Raw genomic sequence first — 21,104 nt, forward strand, 5'->3', positions numbered from 1 at the left:
CCCGACCCGGGGCTCAGTGCTCGTCATAGTGCCGGCCGTGCGGGGCGTGCCGGTGGCCGTCGTGCAGATAGTCGACGTGGTCACCGTGCGGCACGGCCACGTGGCCGCAGTCGGGGCCGTGGTCGTGCGTGTGCTGCTCGCTGATGTCGTGCTCGTCGGGGTCGGCGGAGTCGGGAACGTGGTCGGCGAACGGTGCTCGCAGCCTCGCTCGGCGTCGCAGCCAGGCGCCCATCGGCCACGTGACGACGTAGCAGGCCAGAGCCAGCAGCACGATCGAGGGCCCGGGTGCCACCCGCGCATGGAACGACGCGAACGCCGAGACCACCAGCCCGCCCACGGAGGCGAACAGCCCGAGCCCCATCGCGGCAGCCAGCGTGACGCGAAACGATCGCGCCACCTGCTGGGAGGTCGCCACCGGCACCACCATCAGCGCCGAGACCAGCAACAGGCCCACGGTGCGCATCGCGACGGTCACGCTCACGGCAGCCAGCACCGCGACCAGCATGTTGTAGAAGCGCACGTTGAGACCGGCCACGCGGGCGTACTCGTGGTCCTGGGCGACCGCGAACAGCTGCGGTGAGAGCCCGAGGCCGAGGAGCACGACCACGGCGGCGAGCACCATCGTGGCCACCACGTCGGAGACCGAGATCGTGGTGATGGAGCCGAAGAGGTAGGACTGGAGCGTCGAGGCGCTCTGGCCGCCCAGCCCGGTGACGAGGACACCGCCCGCGAGGCCGCCGTAGAAGAGCAGCGCGAGCGCCACGTCGCCGTTGGTGTGCCCGCGTTCGCGGATCACCTCGACGAGCACGGCGCCGATCAGGGCGACGACCACCGCCGTCCACGTCGGCGAGGTGCCGGTCAGCAGGCCGAGCGCGACGCCTGTGACCGCGACGTGGCCGAGGCCGTCGCCGAGCAGGGAGAGCCGCCGCTGCACGAGGTAGGTGCCGACCACGGGGGCTGCGAGTCCGGTGAACACGGCGGCGATGAGGGCGCGTTGCATGAAGGGCAGCGCGAACAGCTCCGCGGCGGTCATCGGTGCCCTTCCTCGTGGGGCTGGCGGTCCAGGGGCGCGTTCATCGGCGGTGTCACGTCGTGGGGGCTGCGGTGCATGTGGTCGACGTGGTGATGGCTGTGCATGCCGTCGAGCATGCCGCCGAACAGCGGGTCGTGTACCGCCTGGTCGCCCAGCGGGGCGCCGTCGTAGGCGATCCGGCCGCTGCGCATCACCACCGAACGGTCGACCAGCGGCGCCAGCGGGCCGAGCTCGTGGGCGACCAGCACGATGGTCGCCCCGCGCTGCTTGAGCACATCCAACGCGCCGGCCAGCGCATCCTGGTTCGGCAGGTCGACCCCGGCGGTCGGCTCGTCGAGGAAGAAGAGCTCGGGCTCACCGGCCAGCGCCCGGGCGATGAGCACCCGCTGCTGCTGACCGCCGGAGAGGTTCGAGACGCCGTCGCGAGCGCGGTCGGCCAGGCCGACCACCTCGAGGGCGTCGGCCACCACGGTGCGGTCGTGACGACTCATCGGTCGCAGCAGCCGACGGCGGGTGAGCCGCCCTGAGGCGACGACCTCCCACACCGACGCCGGGACGCCGGACCCGGCGCCGCCCCGCTGCGGTACGAACCCGATGCGCGACCAGTCGTGGAAGCGGCCGAGGTCGGTGCCGAAGAGCTGGAGCCGGCCCGCGGTGAGTGGTCGGATGCCCACCAGCGCGCGCACCAGCGTCGACTTGCCGGAACCGTTGGCCCCCATCAGGGCGACGAACTCCCCGGCGTCGACGCGCAGGTCGATGTGTCGCAGGATCGGGCGGCCGCCGACGGCGACGGCGCCGTCGCGCAGCAGGACCGGGGGCTGGCTCATGAGCAGCCGTTCGCCTTCTCCAGGGCAGCCAGGTTCTCGCGCATCAGTGAAAGGTAGTCCTCGTCGGCGGTGGCGTCGGTGAGACCCTCGATCGGGTCGAGCACGGCGGTCGTGACGCCGGCGTCCTTGGCCAGGGTCTCGGAGAGTGCCGGCGGTGCCAGGGTCTCGCTGAACACGGTGGTGATGCCGTCGCTCTCGATCAGCTTCTGGAGGCGTCCGAGGTCGGCCGGGGTGGGCTCGGCGTCGGGGGAGAGGCCGGCGATGCCCTCCACGGTCAGGCCGTAGCGCTCGAGGTAGCCGAAGGCATCGTGGGAGACCACGATCGTGCTCCGCTCGCACTGCGAGAGCCCCTGGGTGAACTCCTGGTTGACCTGCTGGAGCTCGTCGACGAGCTTGTCGGCATTGGCCTGGTAGGTGGAGGCGTGATCGGGGTCGATCTTCGCCAGGTCAGCCGCGACGGCCTCGGCCACCTTCGCCAGCAGCAACGGGTTCTGCCAGAAGTGGGGGTCGAGCTCCCCGTGGTCGTGGTCGTGGTCGTGCTCGTCGGTGCTGGTGTCGGTGCTGGTGTCGTCGTCGCCCTCGGGGTGGGTCTCCTCGTCGTGCGCCTCACCGGGCACGAAGGGCTTGAGGTGCACGACGTCGGCGACATCGAGGTCGGTGCCGGTGGCGTTCTGGTCGACGGCGTCACCCACGTTCGGTTGCAGGACGCTCTCGTAGACCACGAGGTCGGCCTCGGAGATCGCGGCGGTCTCGGCCACGGAGAGCTCGAGGTCGTGCGGCTCCTGCCCGGGCTGGGTCAGGTCGGTCACGTCGACGAGGTCGCCCCCGACCCGCTGCGTCACGAACTCCAGGGGGTAGAACGCGGCGGCCACGTCGACCTTGCCGTCGGCGCTGGTGCTGGTCTCGGAGAAGGCCGAGCAGCCGGAGAGACCGGCGGCGGCCACGATCGCCATGGCAAGGATGACGGCGATGCGCGGCCGACGGGCTGGGCGGGTTGGGAGCGACCTCATGAGAATGATTCTCACCTATCTGAGAATCATTTTCAACTCGGGCGGTCGTAGGCTCGTCCCATGCTGGTCGTGACGCGGTTCCGGGTGCCCGAGGTCGAGTCGCAGGCGTTCCGTCTGGCGATCGAGCGCGCGCGTGAGGCATTGGCGGCACGGCCGGGCTTCCTCGCGGGAATCGTGGGCCGCAACGTCGACGACCCCGAGCTGTGGACGCTCACGACCCGGTGGGAGCACGTCGGCGCCTACCGCCGCGCCCTGTCCTCCTACGACGTCAAGATGCACGCCGTGCCGCTGCTCGGACGCGCTCTCGACGAGCCGAGTGCCTACGAGGTCGCCGAGCCCGGTACCGACCTCAACACCGCGGTCGCGCGCTCGTTAGGCTGATCCCTCGCGTCGGCAGCCAGCCGGCGTCCTCCAGTAGAGAGCAGTGATCAGCAGTGGCCAAGCCCCTTCCGTCCGCCGTCGACAACGTCGTCTCCCTCGCCAAGCGCCGAGGTTTCGTCTACCCGTGCGGCGAGATCTACGGGGGCACGAAGTCGGCGTGGGACTACGGCCCGCTCGGGGTGGAGCTGAAGGAGAACATCAAGCGCCAGTGGTGGAAGGCCATGGTGCAGCAGCGCGACGACGTCGTGGGCCTGGACTCCTCGATCATCCTGCCGCGTGAGACCTGGGTCGCCAGCGGCCACGTCGCCACGTTCAGCGACCCCTTGACCGAATGCCAGTCGTGCCACAAGCGCTTCCGCGCCGACCACCTCCAGGAGGGCTACGCGGAGAAGAAGGGCCTCGACGACCCCGACTCCGTCGACCTCGCCACCCTCGCGTGCCCCCACTGCGGGACGCGCGGCGCCTGGACCGAGCCGCGCCAGTTCTCGGGCCTGCTCAAGACCTACCTCGGCGTCGTCGAGGACGAGTCCGGACTGCACTACCTGCGCCCCGAGACCGCGCAGGGCATCTTCCTCAACTTCGCCAACGTCGTCACCAGCCAGCGCATGAAGCCGCCCTTCGGCATCGCGCAGATCGGCAAGTCGTTCCGCAACGAGATCACGCCGGGCAACTTCATCTTCCGCACCCGCGAGTTCGAGCAGATGGAGATGGAGTTCTTCGTCCAGCCCGGTGAGGACGAGGAGTGGCACCAGTACTGGATCGACACCCGCACCGCCTGGTACGTCGACCTCGGCATCGACCCCGCCAACCTGCGCCACTACGAGCACGCGGCCGAGAAGCTGTCGCACTACTCCAAGCGCACCGTCGACATCGAGTACCGCTTCAACTTCGCCGGCTCGGAATGGGGAGAGCTCGAGGGCATCGCGAACCGCACCGACTACGACCTCTCCACGCACGCCAAGGCCTCCGGCAAGGATCTCTCCTACTACGACCAGGCCGCGAACGAGCGCTATAAGCCCTACGTCATCGAGCCGGCAGCCGGGCTCTCGCGCTCACTGATGACGTTCCTCGTCGACGCCTTCCACGAGGACGAAGCCCCCAACACCAAGGGCGGCGTCGACAAGCGCACCGTGCTGCGACTCGACCCTCGTCTGGCCCCGGTGAAGGTCGCGGTGCTGCCGCTCTCGCGCAATGCCGACCTCTCGCCCAAGGCGAAGGCGCTCGCTTCGGAGCTGCGCAAGCACTGGTACGTCGACTTCGACGACGCCGGCGCGATCGGCAAACGCTACCGTCGCCAGGACGAGATCGGCACGCCGTACTGCGTCACCGTCGACTTCGACACCCTCGAGGATGACGCCGTGACCGTCCGCGAGCGTGACACCATGCGCCAGGAGCGGATCGCGCTCGACCAGGTGCCGGGCTACTTCGCCCAGCGGCTGCTCGGCGCGTGAGGGGCGCCCCACGGGTGGGCCGGTGAGCGGGAGGAACGAGATGGGCGTGCACATGAGCGGGCAGAGCCGTGGCCGGGTCGGGGCCGTCATCACGGGCGGCGCGCTGGCGCTGAGCCTGACTCTGGCCGGCTGCTCGGGCGGCGGCGACGAGCCCGGCACCGACGCTTCGGCCTCGACGTCGCCCTCGGCCAGCGAGAGCCCGTCGGAGTCGGCGTCCGCGCTCCCGGTGCCGAGCCGCATCGACCTCACCGAGCAGGGCTCGGAGTTGGCGCTCGGCGAGACCGCTACGGTCGCCTACCGGCCCAACCAGAAGAAGGTGGGCGTCCTCGACATCGAGGTCAAGGATCTGCGCAAGACCTCGTTCAAGGAGTCCTTCGCCGGCTGGAAGCTGTCGGCGCAGGTCAAGAAGTCGGCCCCGTACTTCGTCACGGCCACGTTCAAGAACGTCGGCGACACCGACCTGGGTGGGCTGCGTCCGCCGCTCTACGTCGTCGACGGCGACGACACGCTGGTCGAGTCCACGTCGTTCAAGGGCGACTTCAAGCCCTGCGGCTCGGCGGCTTTTCCGAAGAAGTTCGCCCAGGGCGACAAGGTGCTGCGCTGCCTGGTCTACCTGGTGCCCGACGGCGGGACGCTGGTCGCCGCGAGCTTCCGCCCCGACCAGGACTACAGCCCGATCACCTGGACCGGCAAGGTGCTCGCCCTCGGCGTCGAACGCGACTCGGGCAAGGCTTCCGGCAAGGCTTCCGGCAAGGGCTCCGGCAAGGGCTCGGGCAGGGGCTCGGGCAAGGGCTCGGGCAAGGGCTCGAAGAAGGGGCAGTGACCTCCCCCTACTTCGAGCGGCTCGACGACGACCGGTTCGTCGCCACGGAGCTGACCGGCGGCGCGTGGGACGAGGCCGAGCAGCACATTGCGCCGGCGCTCGGACTGCTCACGCACCTGGTCGAGGTCGACCGCGACCGTCGCCGCCCTGACGATGCGGCGGCCCTGCTGCCGGCGCGTGTCTCGTGCGACATCCTCGGGGTCATGCCGGTCGGTGAGGTGAGCACCGAGCTCGAGGTGTTGCGCCCCGGCCGCACCATCGAGCTGGTCGAGGCCCGCGTGCTCGTGGCGGGTCGCGCCGCGGTGCGGGCGAGGGTCTGGCTGATGCAGCCGGGCGACACCGCCGCCATCGCAGGCACTCCGGTGGCTGCCCTCTCGGGCCCCGACTCGTGCGAGCCGTGGGATCCGACCACCGTCTGGCCGGGTGGCTTCATCGCCTCCATCGAGCTGCGCCGCGACCAGGAGGCGCCGGGCCGCGGCCGGTTCTGGGCCCGCACGGCACACCCGCTCGTCGCCGGGGAGCCGGTCAGCCCGTGGGCGCGCCGTCTCGGCATCCTCGACGTCTCCAACGGCATGACGGTGAGGGCCGACCCGCGTGAGATCCTCTTCCCGAACGTCGACCTCACCGCCCACCTGGTGCGTGAGCCGGTCGGGGAGTGGGCCGGCTTCGACACCGATGTCACCTTCGGCCCCACCGGCCTCGGCCTGACCCACACCGTGCTGCACGACACCGCCGGGCACCTCGGATCCTCCAGCCAACTCCTCACCGTGCGCCCCGTTCATCGCTGACCCGTCGCCAGTTTTCACCTGACCCGTCGCCAGTTTTCACCTGACCTGCCACGAGTTTTCAGGTGACCCGTCACGAGTTTTCAGGAGCCGGAGGCGACCAGTAGCGGGCCGCGCCGCCGTACCGACCCGCCGGCCTCGGTGAGCAGCAGCCGGCCGGGCAGGTGGTCCCAGGGCTTCTGCTTGAGGTACACGGCCAGGTCGGCGGTGCCCTCCGCGAGGCGCGGGTAGTCGACGCCGCAGCAGGTGCCGGTGAGTCGTGGCATCCGTCTCGCCTTGCCAGGACGACGCACCCGACGCTCGCCGCAGAAGGCGCCGGCGCCGCGCTCGGCGACGTAGGCGCATCGGTGCTGCGGCTGCCAGACCCAGCTGCGCACCACCTCGCCGGAGCGCACTTCCGCCAGCATCACGGCGTGGTCGGGCGAGCCGGCGACGAAGTGCCGGGTGCCGTCGACGGGGTCGACCGTGAAGGCGTGCTCCGCGCTGCCGAACCGAACGAGCAACGACGGGTCGGCCGCCACCGCCTCCTCGCCCAGCACCAGCGCGCCGGGGTACGCGGCGCCCAGCGCCCGGGTCAGCAGCACCTCCGCCTCGCGGTCGGCGACGGTCACGAGGTCGCCCGGGCGACGTTTCGAGGCCACCTCGCCCTCGTCGAGCCGGCCAAACCGAGGCGTGATGACCTCGGCGGCGACCTCTTGCATCAGCGCGAGCACGGCGTCGATGGAGAGTCCGGCGGGCACGCGACCAGCCTGCCAGAGTGCAGGACGGTCACTGCCCCGCTCGGGGGTAGTACCTGGACGTCAACGGTAGTGGGGTGGTCGAGTGAGGTTCCACGACGACGACCACGTCTACCGATTGCGCCTCGCCTACGCTGCGGTCGGCCTCGGTCTGATCGCGCTCGTCCTGAGCATGCAGGAGCCGTCGGTCTTCCCGATCACGTTCCTCGCAGCCGACCTCTTGCTCGGCGTGGTGTTCTGGCGCCGCTGGCGCCGGCCACGACGATCGCGGTAGCGCGCGTTTGGGCCATCTCGACCCGCCCCCGACAATGGACGGCGTGACCGCAGCGACCGCTCCCCACCCCGGCCTGGCGCTGGGGTCGCTGCACGTAGCGTCGCCGGTGGTGCTGGCGCCCATGGCAGGCATCACCAACGCGGCCTACCGTCGGCTCTGTGCCGAGCACGGGGCAGGCCTCTACGTGTGCGAGATGATCACCAGTCGCGGTCTGGTCGAGGGCGATCAGCACACCCGCGACATGTTGGTCTTCGACGAGGCCGAGACGGTGCGCTCGGTGCAGCTCTACGGCACCGACCCGGTCTACGTCGGCAAGGCTGCCGAGATCCTCTGCGCCGAGTACGGCGTGGCCCACATCGACCTCAACTTCGGGTGCCCGGTGCCCAAGGTCACGCGCAAGGGCGGCGGGGGAGCACTGCCGTGGAAGCGCGGACTCCTCGCCCAGATCCTCGAGCACGCCGTGCGCGCGGCGACGGCGTACGACGTGCCGGTCACGATGAAGACCCGCAAGGGCATCGACGAGGCGCATCTCACCTATCTCGACGCCGGCCGCATCGCCCAGGAGTCCGGATGCGCCGCGATCGCGCTGCACGGGCGCACCGTCGCCCAGGCCTACTCCGGCGACGCCGACTGGAACGCGATCGGCGAGCTGGCGGCGTCCGTCGACATCCCGGTGCTCGGCAACGGCGACATCTGGGAGGCGGGCGACGCCGTGCGCATGGTCGAGGAGACCGGGGCGGCCGGTGTGGTCGTGGGCCGCGGCTGTCTCGGCCGGCCCTGGCTGTTCCGCGACCTGGCTGCCGCGTTCGCCGGAGAACAGGTCACCACGTTGCCGCGGCTGGGTGAGGTCACCGCGATGATGCGTCGCCACGCCGAGCTGCTCAGCCAGCACATGGGCGAGGCGCGCGGCTGCACGGAGTTTCGCAAGCACGTGTCGTGGTACCTCAAGGGCTTCGCCGCCGGAGGTGAGATGCGTCGTCGCCTGGGCTTGGTCGACAGTCTCGCGGCGCTCGACGACCTGCTCGCCGATCTCGACCCCATCGAGCCGTTCCCGGTCTCGGAGCTGGGCACCCCCCGGGGCCGCCAGGGCGCTCCCCGCGCCAAGGTCGTGTTGCCCGAGGGGTGGCTCGACGATGTGGACGGCGCAGGCTGCGTCGTCGTGGAGGACGCCGCGGCCGGCTCCGGCGGATGACGCGAGAGCCGTCGGTGGGGGTGACCGGGAACACCCGGCGCAAGGCGTGTCAAGATTCGATAACGAACGCCACCTTGTGCTTTCGTAACGGACTGCGCCTCGCCTCGGCACCACCCTGCCACTGGCGAGAGCATGCCAAGACAGATGTCACCGACAGCAAAGGATCAGCGCTGTGGCCTATCTGCGCCACAAGCGGGACACCGATGCCCGCCCCAGCAGCTCTAACGAGACCGGAACCACCGGCCCTCTCGCGCGTCGCCCCCGCCGATCGACCCTCGCCGCGGCCTCCGTGGCGGTGCTCGCCACCGCCGGAGTCGTCGCCGTGGGTGTCGGCACCCACCTGCCCGGCTCCGACGCCTCGGTCACGACCGCGGCCGACCTGCGCAGTGTGGCCACCGCGAGCGGGAGCACCCGCGACGCCGTGGTCTCACGGTCCGGCGACCGGTTGGCCGATGCGCCGGTCGTCGACGGTGAGTCGCTGCGGCCCAAGACGGCGGTGGAGCTGGCGACGTCTCCGCGCCTGACGAAGAAGGCGATCGCGGCGGCCGACACGCACCGCTTCACCACGGCCACGCTCAACCTCTGGACCACGCCGGGGGAGCGCGCTGACAAGACCGGTGAGCTCAAGAGCGGCAAGAAGGTGCTCATCACCGGACGTGAGGCCGGAGGTCGCGACGAGGTCGTCATCGACGGCGCCAGCCGCTGGGTCACCCACGGCTACCTCAGCGCCGACAAGCCCGACCCCGCGGAGCAGTCGCTCGGGGGCGCCTGTACGAACGGCACCACGGCCGACTCCGGCGTCGCCCCGAACACCGCGAAGGTTCACGAGGCCGTCTGCGCGGCGTTCCCGGACATCTCCACCTACGGCTACTTCCGTGGCGGCGAGACCGACCACGCCACCGGGCACGCGGTCGACATCATGGTCTCGGGCTCCGAGGGTTGGGCCATCGCGGACTTCGTCCGTGCGCACGCCTCCGAGCTGGGCGTCAGCTACGTCATCTACTCCCAGCACATCTGGTCGGTGCAGCGCTCCAGCGAGGGCTGGCGCGGCATGGAGGACCGTGGCTCCACCACAGCCAACCACTACGACCACGTGCACGTGTCGGTCTACTGAGAAAGCGTCAGGCGGCCACGCTGACCCCAGCGCGGACTCCGGGCGCGCGGGCCATGCGCGCATCGGTGGTGGCGAGCGTCGCCCCGAGTGCCTGGATCATCGGCCTGCTCCATCGTGCGGCGCATGCGCAGCACGATGAGCGTGCTCCTTGCTCCGCCTGACCTACTCCCGCGCGTCAGCGCCGGTCTCGGCGTCGTAGAGGTACACCTGCTCGCCGGCGCGATGATCACGGGCGTGCAGCACGTGGAAACCGGGCGCGCCGCCGTCGTCCGGCAGATCGACCACGGTCGCGCCGGCCCCGAGCACGCCGCGCACGAGGTGGGCTGGAGCGGTGGTGTCGATGCGGGTCACCACGCCGGGGGTGACCCACGTGGGCACGCCGGCCAGGTGGCCGAGGTGCGCGAAGTGCAGGTGGCCGGTGAGGATCGCCCGCACCTCGCTGCCCCGCACCACCGACGCCAGCGCGTCGATGTCGTGGAGCACCACGCGTCTCACGCTCGGGATCCACTCGATGCCCAGCGGCGGGTGGTGCAGCACCAGCGCGGTGCCGCGTTCGGACGCCGTGGCGAGCTCGTCCGCGAGGGCCGCCAGTTGCTGGTCGCCCAGCAGGCCGTGGGTCTGCCCCGGCACCAGGCTGTCGAGCGTGATCACGCGGACCCCGGCGATCTCGCTCACCGCGGCGCAGGCGCCTTCCGTTCCGGCCAGGGGACGACCGCGGTTCTCCCCGCCAGGGCCGAGGTGCCCCGACCCCAACGCCTCCCGGAACGCTGACCGAGCATCGTGGTTGCCGGTGCAGTAGAGGTGCGGGATGCCTCGCCCCGCCGCGAACGCCCCGACCCGCTCGCGCACGGTGTGGCATCCGGCCGCCGAGCCGTCGTCGGCTACGTCGCCGCTGACGACGACGGCGTCCAGGCCGGGCACGTGGCGTACGTCGCGCAGCAGCCCTTCGAGGGCGCCGACAGCGTCGACGCCGTCCATGTCGGGGCCGGTGCGGGAGATGTGGGTGTCGGAGAGGTGCAGGATCCTGGTCATGGCGCTCCCGGGTCGGTGGTGAGCACCCAGGCGGTCGATGCTCGCGACGTCACTCCCCGGTGGTGTCCCACCCGCGCCAGTTGTGTGCGCTCACGGTAGCGGCAGCAGCCTGCTCTAGGCTCGCGCCGATGGACGCCGACCAGCTCTACGACGCGGCCGCCCGCGAGCGCATCGTGCCCGAGCCGCCTAAGCGGGTCGAGGCGCCCGAGCGCACGCCGTTCGAGCGCGACCGCGCCCGGGTGGTGCACGCGGCGTCGTCGCGTCGGCTGGCTGCGAAGACCCAGGTGGTGGGGCCGCAGAGCGACGACTTCGTGCGCAACCGGCTCACCCACAGCCTCGAGGTGGCCCAGGTGGCGCGCGATCTCTCCCGCGCCCTGGGCAGCCAGCCCGACATCGCCGAGACCGCCGCGCTCGCGCACGACCTCGGCCACCCGCCCTTCGGTCACAACGGTGAGCGGGTGCTCGCCGACCTCGCGGTCGACTGCGGCGGGTTCGAGGGCAACGCCCAGACGCTACGGCTGCTGACGCGGCTGGAGTCCAAGACGTTCGACGAGCGCGGCCGCTCGGCCGGCCTCAACCTCACGCGCGCCACCCTCGACGCCTGCACGAAGTACCCCTGGCCCCTGGCCGAGGCGGAGAGGCCCGGCGGCGTGCACGCCGACGGCTCGCCCCGAGAGGTGGCCAAGTTCGGGGTCTTCGACGACGACCTCCCGGTGTTCACCTGGCTGCGACGCGGGGCGCCGTTCGGCATCCGGCGCTGCGTGGAGGCGCAGGTCATGGACCTCGCCGACGACGTCGCCTACTCGGTGCACGACGTCGAGGACGGCGTCGTCGCCGGACGCATCGACCTCACGGCGCTCGACACGGCGGCGGTGTGGGACACCGTGCGTGCGTGGTACCGCCCCGATGCGAGCGACGACCTGCTCGACGACGTCTTGTCCGGGCTCCGCTCGGTGGAGTCGTGGCCCGCCACCCCGCACGACGGCAGCCGGCGCAGTCTGGCTGCGCTGAAGAACCTCACCAGCGACCTCATCGGGCGCTTCTGCGGCGCCGCCCAGCAGGCCACGCGCGCCTCGGCGGACGGGCCGATCGTGCGCTACCGCGCCGACCTGGTCGTGCCGGAGAGCTCGCGACTGGAGATGGCCGTGCTCAAGGGCATCGCGGCCCATTACGTGATGCAGGCCGAGGACAGGCTGCGAGCCATGGAGCGCCAGCGCGAGTTGCTCACCGAGGTGGTGGAGGGGCTGGTCGGGGGCGCGCCCGACTCGCTGGACCGGCCTTTCGCCGACGACTGGCGAGAGGCGAGGGACGACGCCGCGCGGCTTCGAGTGGTGATCGACCAGGTCGCCTCGCTCACCGACGCCTCCGCACTCGCCCGGTGGGAGCGGTTGCGCGCCCACCCCGCCCGGTAGGTTCGAGAGCGTGAGTGACGCACCCTTGGTCTGGCTGCCGTTCGACCCCAGCGAGCTCGGCGAGCCGCCGTCGGGGTTGCGCTACGAGGTGGTCGACCCACGCGACCAGGTGCCCGCCTCGGTGAGCGACGTGCGCTTCTACGTGGCGCCGTACGGCATGAGCGCCGACGTGGGAGACGTACTGCCGCAGATGGGCTCGCTCGAGGTCGTGCAGGTGCTCTCGGCGGGCGTCGACAACGTGCGCGACCGGGTGCCGGCCGGTGTGACGCTGTGCAACGGGCGCGGCATTCACGACACCTCCACCGCCGAGCTGACCCTCGCCCTCACCCTCGCCTCGCTGCGCGACGTCCCCGGTATGACCCGCGATCAGGACGAGCACCGTTGGAACACCCGCTGGCGCCCGGCGCTCGCCGACAAGCGGGTGCTGCTGGTCGGCTACGGCTCCATCGGGCAGGCGATCGAGGCGCGGCTGCTGCCCTTCGAGACCGAGGTGGTGCGGGTGGCGCGCACCGCGCGTGAGACCGAGGCCGGCTGGGTCCACGGGTTCTCCGAGCTGCCCGACCTCGTGCCCGACGCCGATGTCGTCATCCTCATCGTGCCGCTCACCGACGAGACCCGCGGACTGGTCGACGCCGGGTTCCTGGCCCGTATGAAGGACGACGCGCTGCTGGTCAACATGGCCCGCGGCGGCGTCGTCGACACCGACGCCCTGCTCGCAGAGCTGCGCTCCGAGCGGCTGCACGCGGCTGTCGACGTGGTCGACACCGAGCCCTTGCCGTCCGACAGCCCGTGGTGGGGTGCGCCGAACCTGCTCATCAGTCCGCACGTGGGCGGTGCGTCGAGCGCCATGTGGCCGCGCGCCCACCGGCTGGTGCGTGAGCAGCTCGAGCGGTACGCCGCGGGAGAGGTTCTCCACAACGTGATGACCGGCGCCTACTGAGCCTCGGCGCGCCTGCGTAGGATCGCGTCCGTGGTGGGCCGGATCCGTGAGCAGAGCATCGCGGAGGTGCGCGAGAAGGCCAACATCGACGACGTCGTCAGCCAGTACGTCGCGCTGCGCAACGCCGGAGGTGGCTCCCAGAAGGGGCTGTGCCCCTTCCACGACGAGAAGACGCCGTCGTTCCATGTGACACCGAGTCGCGGGTTCTTCCATTGCCTGGCGGGTGAGACGCGCGTCCTGACGGCCCAAGGGCCGCGGCCGATCGCAGAGCTCGCGGGCGGCGAGCACACGGTCCTCAACCGGCACGGGGACTGGATCTCGGCTCCGTTCCGGTCCTACGGCACCCAGCGACTGATGCACATCACGCTCACGCGCGACCGCCAGACCAAGGAGCTCTACGCCACCGACGGCCATCGCTGGTTCGTCCGGGCCGGGCCGACGCGGTCAGCGGAACGTGAACTGACGACGGCCGAACTCGCACCCGGACACTCGCTGGTGGCCAGGTACCCCCGGTCCCGCATCCGCCGGAGCCGACCCTCCCCCTTCGGCATCGCGCACGGGTTCACCTACGGGAACGGCACGCGCGCCGGCACCGGCGCAAGAGCCCTGCTGTGCCCGCCGAAGGACGAGGTGATGCTCAAGTGGTTCTCGACCAGCCACGTCTCGGCCACCGGACCGAACCTCTTGGTGCACGACCTCCCGGCGTTCTTCAAGGATCTCCCGCCACTCTCTGAGTCGGTGTCGTACCTCTACGGCTGGCTGGCGGGCTACTTCGCCGCCGATGGCTGTGTGGCGCACGACGGAACCGCGATCTTGAACTCGGCCGATGGGGCCGATCTCGAGTTCGTCCGCGACGTGTGCACGAGACTGGGCATCGGCACCTACGGCATCACCACGCAGGTCCGGCAGGGTTTCCCCGACGGCGAACCTTCCGAGCTGCACCGGGTTCACCTGGAGACCGAGGATCTCCAGGAGGACTTCTTCCTCATCGACGAGCACCGGCGCCGTTTCGAGGAGAACGAGAAGAAGTTCGCTCGACGTGGCTGGGTGGTCCGTCGGGTCGAGTGGACCGACCGCGTCGAAGAGGTCTTCTGCGCCGAGGTCGAGGACGGACACGCCTTCACTCTCGAAGACAACATCCTGACCGGCAACTGCTTCGGTTGCGGCGAGGGCGGCGACGTCATCACCTTCCTCATGAAGATGGACGCGCTCTCGTTCGGGGAGGCCGTCGAGCGGCTGGCCGACAAGTTCGGCGTGGCGCTCCAGCGCGAGGAGGGCGACGGGCCGGCCGAGCGGCCCCAGGGCCCGCGGCGCAACCGGCTGCTCGAGGCTCACAACGCCGCCCAGGAGTGGTACGCCGAGCAGCTGAACTCGCCCGAGGCGGCGGTGGCCCGGCAGTTCCTCATCGATCGCGGCTTCGACCGCGATGCCGCGCTCACCTTCGGCCTCGGCTACGCACCGAACGAGGGCGAGGCGCTGTTCAAGCACCTACGGTCCAAGGGCTTCACGGTCGAGGAGCTCACGGTCGGCGGTCTGGTCGCGGTGGGGAGATCGCCGTACGACAAGTTCCGTGGCCGGCTGCTGTGGCCGATCCGCGAACCGAGCGGCGACACCATCGGCTTCGGTGCCCGCCGCATCCGCGACGACGACCGCATCGACGCCAAGTACCTCAACACCGCCGAGACGCCGCTGTACAAGAAGTCGCAGGTGCTCTACGGCATCGACCTCGCGCGCAAGGAGATCGGCCGCACCCGGCAGGCCGTCGTGGTCGAGGGCTACACCGACGTGATGGCCTGCCACCTCTCCGGGGTCGGCACCGCGGTCGCCTCCTGCGGCACGGCGTTCGGCGACGAGCACAGCCGGGTGCTGCGCCGCTTCCTCAACGAGCACGACGACCTGCGAGGCGAGGTGATCTTCACCTTCGACGGCGACGCCGCCGGCCGGGCCGCCGCCCTCAAGGCGTTCAAGGGCGACAGCAACTTCGTCTCCCAGACCTACGCGGCCGTCGAGCCCAACGGGCTCGACCCGTGCGACCTGCGTCTGAGCAAGGACGGCGACCTCGAGGCCGGCGCGGCGGCCGTGCGCGAGCTCGTGGCCCGGCGCATGCCGCTCTACCGCTTCGCCCTCGCCGAGGTGGTGGCCGGCTTCGACCTCGACCGGGCCGACAGTCGTGTCGACGCGCTGCGCGAGGGCGCCAAGCTGGTCGGCAGCGTGCGCGACCGCGCCAAGGTCGATGCCTTCACCCGTGAGCTCGCTCAGATGGTGGGCGTCGACCCCGACGAAGCCCGCGCCGAGGTTCGGCGCGCGGCGAGCAGGCCGGCGCAGGACGCCGCGTCCGGCCCTCGCGGCGCTCGCGCAGAACCGGCGTCCGCAGCCGCGTCGTCCGAGCGCCGGCGGGTGCCGCCGCTCGACGATCCGCGGTTCGGGCTGGAGCGAGAGACGCTCAAGCTGGTGGTGCAGCACCCGATGGTGATCGGCCGCAGCAGCGGCGACATCGGTCCGGCCGACTTCACCCACCCCGTCTACCGCGGGGTATGGGAGGTCGTGGCCGCACAGGGTGGCCCGGTCGCCGGCTCGGGCGATGTGTCGTGGCCCGCGCGACTGCGCGACGCAGCCGACCAACCCGAGGTCTCCTCGGCCATCGCGGCGCTGGCGGTCGAGCCGCTGAAGACCCAGAAGGAGCCGAACGCCGAGTACGTCGCCTACCACGTGCTGCGGCTGCTCGAGCTCACCACCGCGCGGCGCATCGACGCCGTCAAGTCCAAGCTCCAGCGCACCAACCCGGTCGAGCACGTGGAGGTCTACAACAAGATGTTCGGCGAGCTCGCCGCTCTGGAGCAGCACCGTCGGGCGCTGCGCGACCGGCTGGTGGAGTTGTGAGGGGTCGGTTGGGGTCTCGGGTGCGCGGCGGCCGTCCGCAGGTCGACGTCGGCCCGAGGGAGCGGGTGCTCGCGTGGGCGACCACCGTCGAGGGCATCGTGCTGGTGGGCACGCGGGACGCGTTCTACGAGTGCGAGTCCGACACCGGGTGGAGCGCCTCGGCGCGGATCCCCTGGGAGCAGGTCCAGGCCTCGGACTGGGACTCCGAGACCTCGGTGCTGCGGCTGAGCGAGGTCGGCACGTTCGGCGAGCAGCGGCCCGAGCACACATGGACGCTCGTCGACCCAGGCCGGCTGCTCGGTCTCCTGCGCGAACGCGTCACTGCGAGCGTCGTCTACCAACTGCACGTGCCCGTCGCCGGACGTCGGGGCCTGCGCGTCATCGCCCGCCGAGCCCCCGCCGGCGACCAGCCGGTGCGATGGCTCTACGAGTACGACGAGGGCGTCGACCCGGACTCGCCCGCCGTCCGTGAGGCGGCCCGGACGGCCCTGGGGCGGGCGCGCGACATGGTCGGCGACGCCTAGCCGCCCCTCGTCGCGCCCGGGGTCGGTCGATTTCGGTGCCGCGTGCCCCGGTTGCTAGTGTGTGCCCGCTGCACAGCGATCCCCTGTAGCTCAACTGGCAGAGCATTCGGCTGTTAACCGGAGGGTTGTTGGTTCGAGTCCAACCGGGGGAGCAGAGTGAGGGCCCAGCGGTCATGCCGCTGGGCCCTTGGCGTTGCGCGGCGACGGTCGAGTCGGTGGCCGCGGGCCAGATCTCTCAGCCCTTGCCCGTCTTCTGCTGAAGCCGGTCGATGTGCTCGGACGCCTCGGCCTTGGTGAGGTCGGTGGACAACGTCTCGCCGGCCTCGCGGGCGAGCGTGTCGAGGTAGCTGCGCTGCGCCCCGGTCATCGGCTCGTCGCCGGTGACCCACTGGTCTGGATCCTTCTCCGTGGCTGACGGGTCCGGGGTGTCGGCGCCGATGACCTCCGGCCCGGTCGGCTGGTTCGGCTCGTTCGTATCTGTGTTCGAAGGCATGTGTCCACGTTACGTCGCGCCGGCGACCACGGCTCCTCCCGCGGGGTGAGGGGGCCGCGTTCCCCAGCCCGTCGTACCCGCGTCGCCGAGCGGCCCCGTGAGTGACCGCGCCGGCGTGGTGCCGGCCTCAGGGGGTCGAGTCCGGTGTCGACGGCACCGTTCACGGGCTCGGCCGGGCCGCCGTCAGGATCGCCGTCAGGACCACCGTCAGGACCGGACACCTCGCTCGGTGACCAACGTTCGGGCGCCACCGACGGAGCGCAGTCGCAGGCTGTTGGTGACCACCAGCAACGATGAGAGCGCCATCGCGGCGGCGGCGACGAGCGGGTTGAGCAGCCCGGCGGCCGCCAGGGGCAGCGCTGCGACGTTGTAGCCGAACGCCCACACCAGGTTGCCCCGGATGGTGCGCAGCGTCGCCCGTGCCAGCCGGACGGCGTCCGGCACCGCCTGCAGATCCTCACCGAGCACCAGCACGTCGGCCGCTTCCATGGCCACCTCCGTGCCGTCGATCATGGCCAGCCCCAGGTCGGATCCGGCCAAGGCCGGCGCGTCGTTGATGCCGTCGCCGACCATCGCGACAGAGCGCCCCGCGGTGCGCAGGTCGGCCACGGCCTGCGCCTTGTCGGCCGGCAGCACCTCGGCGAGCACCTCGTCGATGCCCACCGCGTCGGCGGTCGCTCGTACGGCTGCCTCGTGGTCGCCGCTGAGCAGCACCGTGCGCAGCCCGAGGGCGTGCAGCTCGGCGACCGCAGCGGCAGCACTGGGGCGCACGGTGTCGGTGAGCGCGATGCCGCCGGCCACCTCGCCGTCGACGACGACGAACACGACCGTGGCACCCTCCGCCGCCCTCTGGGCATGCCACCGCTCGAGTGGCTCGCCCAACGCCAGGTCACCCCGGGCGAGCAGCCGGGGCGAGCCGACGAGCACCGCGTGCCCGGCGGCGATACCACGCGCACCGAGCCCGGGCATCGTGGCGAACTCGTCGACGGTGGGCAGGTCGAGCCCCCGGGACGAGGCGTGGGCGACGATGCCGCGCGCGACAGCGTGCTCGGCGTCCTGCTCGACGGCCGCCGCGAGCCGGAGCAGGCCCTCGGGCTCCAGGCCGTCGGTTGCCGCCACCTCGACCTCCCGCACGGTCATGGCACCGTGCGTGAGGGTGCCGGTCTTGTCGAGCACGACGGTGTCGATGGCGCGTGCCGACTCCAGGGCCTGCTGCGACTTCACGAACACGCCCAGGCGGGCACCGCGGCCGGCGGCGACCATGAGTGCCATCGGCGTCGCCAGACCCAGTGCGCACGGGCAGGCGATGATGAGCACGGAGAGGGCGGGGTCGAAGGAGCGCACCAGTGAGCCGGTGGCGAGCATCCAGACGGCCCAGGTCGCCACGGCCAGCGCGATGACGGTGGGCACGAAGACGCTGCTGACGCGGTCGGCCAACCGCTGCACGGCGGCTTTCTCGCCCTGGGCGCGCTCGACGAGCTCCACCAGCTGGGCGACGGCCGACTCCGCGGCCCGCCGGGTGGCACGTACCGTGAGCCGGCCGTCGACGGCCGTGGTGCCGCCGAGCACGCTGCTGCCGGTCTCGGCCGTGGCCAGGGCGGACTCGCCGGTCATCGCGTGCGCGTCGACCCCGGCCAGGCCGTCGATCACCTCGCCGTCGGTCGCCACCTGCTCGCCGGGGCGGACGACGAAGAGGTCGCCCTCGTCGAGCGCCTCCACGGGAACGCGCTGCTCGGTGCCGTCGGGCAGCAGCAAGGACACGTCGCGCTGCCGCGCCGAGGCCAGTTCGCGCAGCGCCTCGCCGGCACTCTGCTTCGAGCGTGCCTCGGCGAGACGGCCGGCGAGCACGAACGTCGTGACGCCGGCGCAGACGTCGAGGTAGATCGAGCCGCTGGGCCGGAACAGCAGTCCCCAGGCGCTGACGCCCTCGGTGTCGGCGTCGACGAAGAACATCGTGTACACCGACCAGCCGGTGGCGGCGACCAGTCCGAGCGAGACGAGGGTGTCCATCGAGGTCGTGCGGTGCCGGGCCGCGCGCACGGCTGCCCGATGGAAGGGCCACGCGCACCAGGTGACCAGGGGCAGGGTCAGCGCCAGTAGGAGCCACTGCCAGCCAGGGAACCGCAGCTGAGGGGCCAACACCATCTCGAAGGAGAGGTCGCCGAGCGGGGCACACAGCAGCATGGCCACGGCGAGGCGCGGCCACAGCGAGCGCACGGCGTCGCGCTGGGCGCCGGCGTCTGCTCGGGTGCCGCCGGCGCCGAGCGGCTCGGCGCCGTAGCCGGCCTTCTCGACCGCCTCCACCAAGACGCCGACCTCGAGCCCCGCGGGCACCGAGACGCGGGCCCGGCCGGTGGCGTAGTTGACCGCGGCCTGCACCCCGTCGAGCTTGCCCAGCTTGCGCTGCACGCGGACGGCACAGGCGCCGCAGGTCATGCCGGTGACGGTGAGCACGACGGTCTCGGTGTCGAGCGGTGCGGCGGGGGAGTCGACCGACTGACTGCTCACCGACTCGACCGTCCAACTGCGCCGGGAAGGGGCTGATGCCCGTCGTGTCCCCATTCCTCCCGGGTCGCGACCGGCCCCGGCGCGGCACCCGCGCGCTCAGGTGCCCGGGCAGGATCGACATGCTCTGGCCCCGCGTCGTGGCGGGGCCGCGCTCCTGCGTTCAGAAGGCGACGGGCGTGGGTGCTGGCGATCGTCGCCGGCCGGCCGTTGCACGACGTGTCGAGGGCCGCTGGGGTCACGATTCCTCGCTCCCGCGCAGTCGGGCGAGCATGGCGTTGTAGGCCTCGAACGCCTCGTCGCTGTCGGCGTCGACGGGGGCGTGCGGACCGCTCGCGGCGTCGTCCGGAGGGGAGTCGAAGGCCGACCGCTCCGAGAGCGTGCTCGCGCGCACCCCCTCCAGCCACGGACCGATCATGTGCGCTCGGCGCGCGGGCGAGGTGACGATCGCGATGACCAGGGCCACCGCGATGGCCATCATCAGCGCGTCGCCGCCGGCCCACATGAGCGCACCACCCACGTGCACGTCGTCGAGACCGTCCAGTGCCCACGCCGGCCGGGCGGCGATCATGCCCGGGAAGGGCGCCGCCGAGGCCTGGAGCAACACGATCCCCACGATCGTGTCGGGCACCATCGCGACCACCAGCAGACCGAGTCTGAAGAGGTGCGAAGGATCCCTGCGCAGCGGCTCGTCGCCCAGCAACGGCATCAGGAACAGGACGCCGGCGACCACGTAGAGCGCCTGCTCGCCGTCCGCGAGCCAGGGATGCACCACGACCTGGTCGAGGAAGTCGGTGAGGTGGGTGCCCACCACGACGAGGGTGTAGACCACCAGGCCCGCGGCGGGGGAGAGGAGCGTCCCGGTTAGGCGGCCGCGCAGGGCGTGGGCCAGGCCGCTGTCGGCGCCGGCCGAGGTCGCCGCGACGAGCACGGTCAGCGGCCGCCCGAGCACCAGCAGGGCGGGCACGAGCATGATCAATGCGAGATGCATGACCATGTGCATCCAGAACAGGGACGTCGAGTACCCGCCGACGGCGGAGGCGACGACGACCCACGCGGTCGACGTCCCCGCGCAGAAGGACACCGCGCGCCAGAGGGGCAACCGGCGACCCTGGTGCGCGGCGGTGCGGAACGCGACGAGGTAGCCGGTCGCCAACGTTGCGCAGACAATCAGCCAGACCGGCTCCAGTGACCACGACGAGGCGAACCGTGCCCAGGTCAGGGGAGGCAGGTCCGCGGCCGTCAACGGTTGCATCAGCGCTCACCCACGCGGCCATGCTAGGCACCGGTCTGGACAAGTCGGGCGCCACACGGCCGACGGCATCACCCGTCAGGGTGAAATGTGGTGTGTATCACCCTGCGTCGGGGCATGCTGTTCATACCGCCACGGGCCATGATCGCGGCCATCCCCCGAGTGACGGTCACGGGCCCCACGTCTCCCCCCGGACGTGGGGCCCGACGGCGTCCGCGGCCAGACCGGGTCGCCCACGGGCCGACGTGGGGGGACGTAGTGGGCCGGCGTTGCCGCTGGCCCGGTACGGTCACGCCTGTCCGGGTCGAGCCCGGCACCCGGGGCGGTAGCTCAGTCGGTCAGAGCAGAGGACTCATAATCCTTGGGTCGTGGGTTCAAGCCCCACCCGCCCCACGAGCCTCGAGGCGAGGGAGAACCCGGTGTGAGATCGGATCTCGCT

The 21,104-nt window shown here is 71.5% G+C and carries 19 protein-coding genes, 2 tRNA genes, 1 pseudogene and 1 riboswitch; of the genes and pseudogenes, 14 read left to right on the plus strand and 8 right to left on the minus strand.

Features of this window, described 5'->3' with window-relative positions:
* Positions 1 to 13: 13 nt before the first annotated feature.
* From ISG29_RS17080 to ISG29_RS17090, 3 genes are read right to left on the minus strand one after another with little or no spacing between them, the layout of a single operon-like run.
* On the minus strand, positions 14 to 1,033 hold the full coding sequence (locus ISG29_RS17080; RefSeq protein ID WP_194504667.1) for a metal ABC transporter permease: 1,020 nt from the start codon (positions 1,031 to 1,033) through the stop codon (positions 14 to 16).
* A complete protein-coding gene (locus ISG29_RS17085; protein ID WP_194504668.1) occupies positions 1,030 to 1,860 on the minus strand; it encodes a metal ABC transporter ATP-binding protein in 831 nt (276 codons plus the stop codon). Before ISG29_RS17085 ends, ISG29_RS17080 begins: the two co-directional genes overlap by 4 nt.
* Positions 1,857 to 2,870 (minus strand): metal ABC transporter substrate-binding protein, encoded by a 1,014-nt coding sequence (locus ISG29_RS17090; RefSeq protein ID WP_194504669.1) that lies wholly within the window; start codon positions 2,868 to 2,870, stop codon positions 1,857 to 1,859. The genes ISG29_RS17085 and ISG29_RS17090 overlap by 4 nt, the downstream gene beginning before the upstream one ends.
* 60 nt (positions 2,871 to 2,930) lie before the next feature.
* Between ISG29_RS17090 and ISG29_RS17095 the strand changes: the two genes are divergently transcribed.
* Genes ISG29_RS17095 through ISG29_RS17110 form a run of 4 tightly spaced genes read left to right on the plus strand, consistent with a single transcriptional unit; the run spans position 2,931 to position 6,313 of the window.
* Complete coding sequence (locus tag ISG29_RS17095; protein ID WP_194504670.1) at positions 2,931 to 3,251, plus strand: antibiotic biosynthesis monooxygenase family protein; 321 nt, start codon at positions 2,931 to 2,933, stop codon at positions 3,249 to 3,251.
* Positions 3,252 to 3,304: 53 nt separating this feature from the next.
* Positions 3,305 to 4,702 (plus strand): glycine--tRNA ligase, encoded by a 1,398-nt coding sequence (locus tag ISG29_RS17100; protein ID WP_194504671.1) that lies wholly within the window; start codon positions 3,305 to 3,307, stop codon positions 4,700 to 4,702.
* A gap of 52 nt (positions 4,703 to 4,754) precedes the next feature.
* A complete protein-coding gene (locus ISG29_RS17105; protein WP_194504672.1) occupies positions 4,755 to 5,525 on the plus strand; it encodes a hypothetical protein in 771 nt (256 codons plus the stop codon).
* On the plus strand, positions 5,522 to 6,313 hold the full coding sequence (locus ISG29_RS17110) for a thioesterase family protein (protein ID WP_194504673.1): 792 nt from the start codon (positions 5,522 to 5,524) through the stop codon (positions 6,311 to 6,313). The genes ISG29_RS17105 and ISG29_RS17110 overlap by 4 nt, the downstream gene beginning before the upstream one ends.
* Positions 6,314 to 6,393: 80 nt before the next feature.
* Here ISG29_RS17110 and ISG29_RS17115 read toward each other — a convergent pair whose 3' ends face one another.
* Positions 6,394 to 7,050: an inositol monophosphatase family protein gene (locus tag ISG29_RS17115; RefSeq protein ID WP_207793276.1), complete on the minus strand. Its 657-nt coding sequence runs from the start codon at positions 7,048 to 7,050 to the stop codon at positions 6,394 to 6,396.
* Positions 7,051 to 7,132: 82 nt separating this feature from the next.
* On the opposite strand from ISG29_RS17115, the gene ISG29_RS17120 reads away from it, so the two are divergent.
* The 3 genes from ISG29_RS17120 (at position 7,133) to ISG29_RS17130 (ending at position 9,627) form a co-directional block, all read left to right on the plus strand.
* On the plus strand, positions 7,133 to 7,321 hold the full coding sequence (locus tag ISG29_RS17120; protein ID WP_194504674.1) for a hypothetical protein: 189 nt from the start codon (positions 7,133 to 7,135) through the stop codon (positions 7,319 to 7,321).
* A gap of 43 nt (positions 7,322 to 7,364) precedes the next feature.
* Positions 7,365 to 8,513 (plus strand): tRNA dihydrouridine synthase DusB, encoded by a 1,149-nt coding sequence (dusB, locus tag ISG29_RS17125; protein WP_407940236.1) that lies wholly within the window; start codon positions 7,365 to 7,367, stop codon positions 8,511 to 8,513.
* Positions 8,514 to 8,685: 172 nt separating this feature from the next.
* The gene (locus ISG29_RS17130) at positions 8,686 to 9,627 is read left to right on the plus strand and encodes a hypothetical protein (protein WP_194504676.1); all 942 of its coding nucleotides are present in this window, start codon (positions 8,686 to 8,688) and stop codon (positions 9,625 to 9,627) included.
* Positions 9,628 to 9,789: 162 nt separating this feature from the next.
* Here ISG29_RS17130 and ISG29_RS17135 read toward each other — a convergent pair whose 3' ends face one another.
* Complete coding sequence (locus ISG29_RS17135; protein WP_194504677.1) at positions 9,790 to 10,659, minus strand: metallophosphoesterase family protein; 870 nt, start codon at positions 10,657 to 10,659, stop codon at positions 9,790 to 9,792.
* 17 nt (positions 10,660 to 10,676) lie between these two features.
* Positions 10,677 to 10,753, minus strand: a riboswitch (ZMP/ZTP riboswitch).
* Positions 10,754 to 10,787: 34 nt separating this feature from the next.
* On the opposite strand from ISG29_RS17135, the gene ISG29_RS17140 reads away from it, so the two are divergent.
* The 6 genes and pseudogenes from ISG29_RS17140 to ISG29_RS17160 all read left to right on the plus strand — a co-directional run bounded on the left by ISG29_RS17140 (position 10,788) and on the right by ISG29_RS17160 (position 16,567).
* The gene (locus ISG29_RS17140; RefSeq protein ID WP_194504678.1) at positions 10,788 to 12,071 is read left to right on the plus strand and encodes a deoxyguanosinetriphosphate triphosphohydrolase; all 1,284 of its coding nucleotides are present in this window, start codon (positions 10,788 to 10,790) and stop codon (positions 12,069 to 12,071) included.
* Positions 12,072 to 12,081: 10 nt separating this feature from the next.
* Positions 12,082 to 13,011 (plus strand): 2-hydroxyacid dehydrogenase, encoded by a 930-nt coding sequence (locus ISG29_RS17145; RefSeq protein ID WP_194504679.1) that lies wholly within the window; start codon positions 12,082 to 12,084, stop codon positions 13,009 to 13,011.
* Between the two features lie 30 nt (positions 13,012 to 13,041).
* Positions 13,042 to 13,227, plus strand: a pseudogene (locus tag ISG29_RS21065) (CHC2 zinc finger domain-containing protein); the annotation flags it as partial.
* A 417-nt stretch (positions 13,228 to 13,644) separates the two neighbouring features.
* The gene (locus ISG29_RS17150) at positions 13,645 to 15,891 is read left to right on the plus strand and encodes a toprim domain-containing protein (protein ID WP_235960272.1); all 2,247 of its coding nucleotides are present in this window, start codon (positions 13,645 to 13,647) and stop codon (positions 15,889 to 15,891) included.
* Positions 15,892 to 15,911: 20 nt separating this feature from the next.
* Complete coding sequence (locus ISG29_RS17155; protein ID WP_194504681.1) at positions 15,912 to 16,415, plus strand: hypothetical protein; 504 nt, start codon at positions 15,912 to 15,914, stop codon at positions 16,413 to 16,415.
* A gap of 79 nt (positions 16,416 to 16,494) precedes the next feature.
* Positions 16,495 to 16,567 (plus strand) — tRNA-Asn (locus ISG29_RS17160).
* Between the two features lie 83 nt (positions 16,568 to 16,650).
* Here ISG29_RS17160 and ISG29_RS17165 read toward each other — a convergent pair.
* The 3 genes from ISG29_RS17165 to ISG29_RS17175 all read right to left on the minus strand — a co-directional run bounded on the left by ISG29_RS17165 (position 16,651) and on the right by ISG29_RS17175 (position 20,668).
* The gene (locus ISG29_RS17165; RefSeq protein WP_194504682.1) at positions 16,651 to 16,908 is read right to left on the minus strand and encodes a DUF3072 domain-containing protein; all 258 of its coding nucleotides are present in this window, start codon (positions 16,906 to 16,908) and stop codon (positions 16,651 to 16,653) included.
* A gap of 207 nt (positions 16,909 to 17,115) precedes the next feature.
* Positions 17,116 to 19,416 (minus strand): heavy metal translocating P-type ATPase, encoded by a 2,301-nt coding sequence (locus ISG29_RS17170; RefSeq protein ID WP_328829638.1) that lies wholly within the window; start codon positions 19,414 to 19,416, stop codon positions 17,116 to 17,118.
* 235 nt (positions 19,417 to 19,651) lie between these two features.
* On the minus strand, positions 19,652 to 20,668 hold the full coding sequence (locus ISG29_RS17175) for a cytochrome c oxidase assembly protein (protein ID WP_194504684.1): 1,017 nt from the start codon (positions 20,666 to 20,668) through the stop codon (positions 19,652 to 19,654).
* 316 nt (positions 20,669 to 20,984) lie between these two features.
* Here ISG29_RS17175 and ISG29_RS17180 point away from each other — a divergent pair.
* A tRNA-Ile gene (locus ISG29_RS17180) sits at positions 20,985 to 21,058 on the plus strand.
* The last annotated feature ends 46 nt before the right edge of the window (positions 21,059 to 21,104 follow it).

The sequence above is a fragment of the Nocardioides acrostichi genome, assembly GCF_015319165.1.
GTDB classification, from domain to species: domain Bacteria; phylum Actinomycetota; class Actinomycetes; order Propionibacteriales; family Nocardioidaceae; genus Nocardioides; species Nocardioides acrostichi.

Coding starts and splice junctions, on each gene's coding strand:
- ISG29_RS17150 (WP_235960272.1), top strand. CDS start 13,645: ATGCTCAAGTGGTTCTCGACCAGCCACGTCTCGGCCACCGGACCGAAC.
- ISG29_RS17165 (WP_194504682.1), bottom strand. CDS start 16,908: ATGCCTTCGAACACAGATACGAACGAGCCGAACCAGCCGACCGGGCCG.
- ISG29_RS17090 (WP_194504669.1), bottom strand. CDS start 2,870: ATGAGGTCGCTCCCAACCCGCCCAGCCCGTCGGCCGCGCATCGCCGTC.
- ISG29_RS17175 (WP_194504684.1), bottom strand. CDS start 20,668: ATGCAACCGTTGACGGCCGCGGACCTGCCTCCCCTGACCTGGGCACGG.
- ISG29_RS17135 (WP_194504677.1), bottom strand. CDS start 10,659: ATGACCAGGATCCTGCACCTCTCCGACACCCACATCTCCCGCACCGGC.
- ISG29_RS17080 (WP_194504667.1), bottom strand. CDS start 1,033: ATGACCGCCGCGGAGCTGTTCGCGCTGCCCTTCATGCAACGCGCCCTC.
- ISG29_RS17095 (WP_194504670.1), top strand. CDS start 2,931: ATGCTGGTCGTGACGCGGTTCCGGGTGCCCGAGGTCGAGTCGCAGGCG.
- ISG29_RS17085 (WP_194504668.1), bottom strand. CDS start 1,860: ATGAGCCAGCCCCCGGTCCTGCTGCGCGACGGCGCCGTCGCCGTCGGC.
- ISG29_RS17105 (WP_194504672.1), top strand. CDS start 4,755: ATGAGCGGGCAGAGCCGTGGCCGGGTCGGGGCCGTCATCACGGGCGGC.
- ISG29_RS17140 (WP_194504678.1), top strand. CDS start 10,788: ATGGACGCCGACCAGCTCTACGACGCGGCCGCCCGCGAGCGCATCGTG.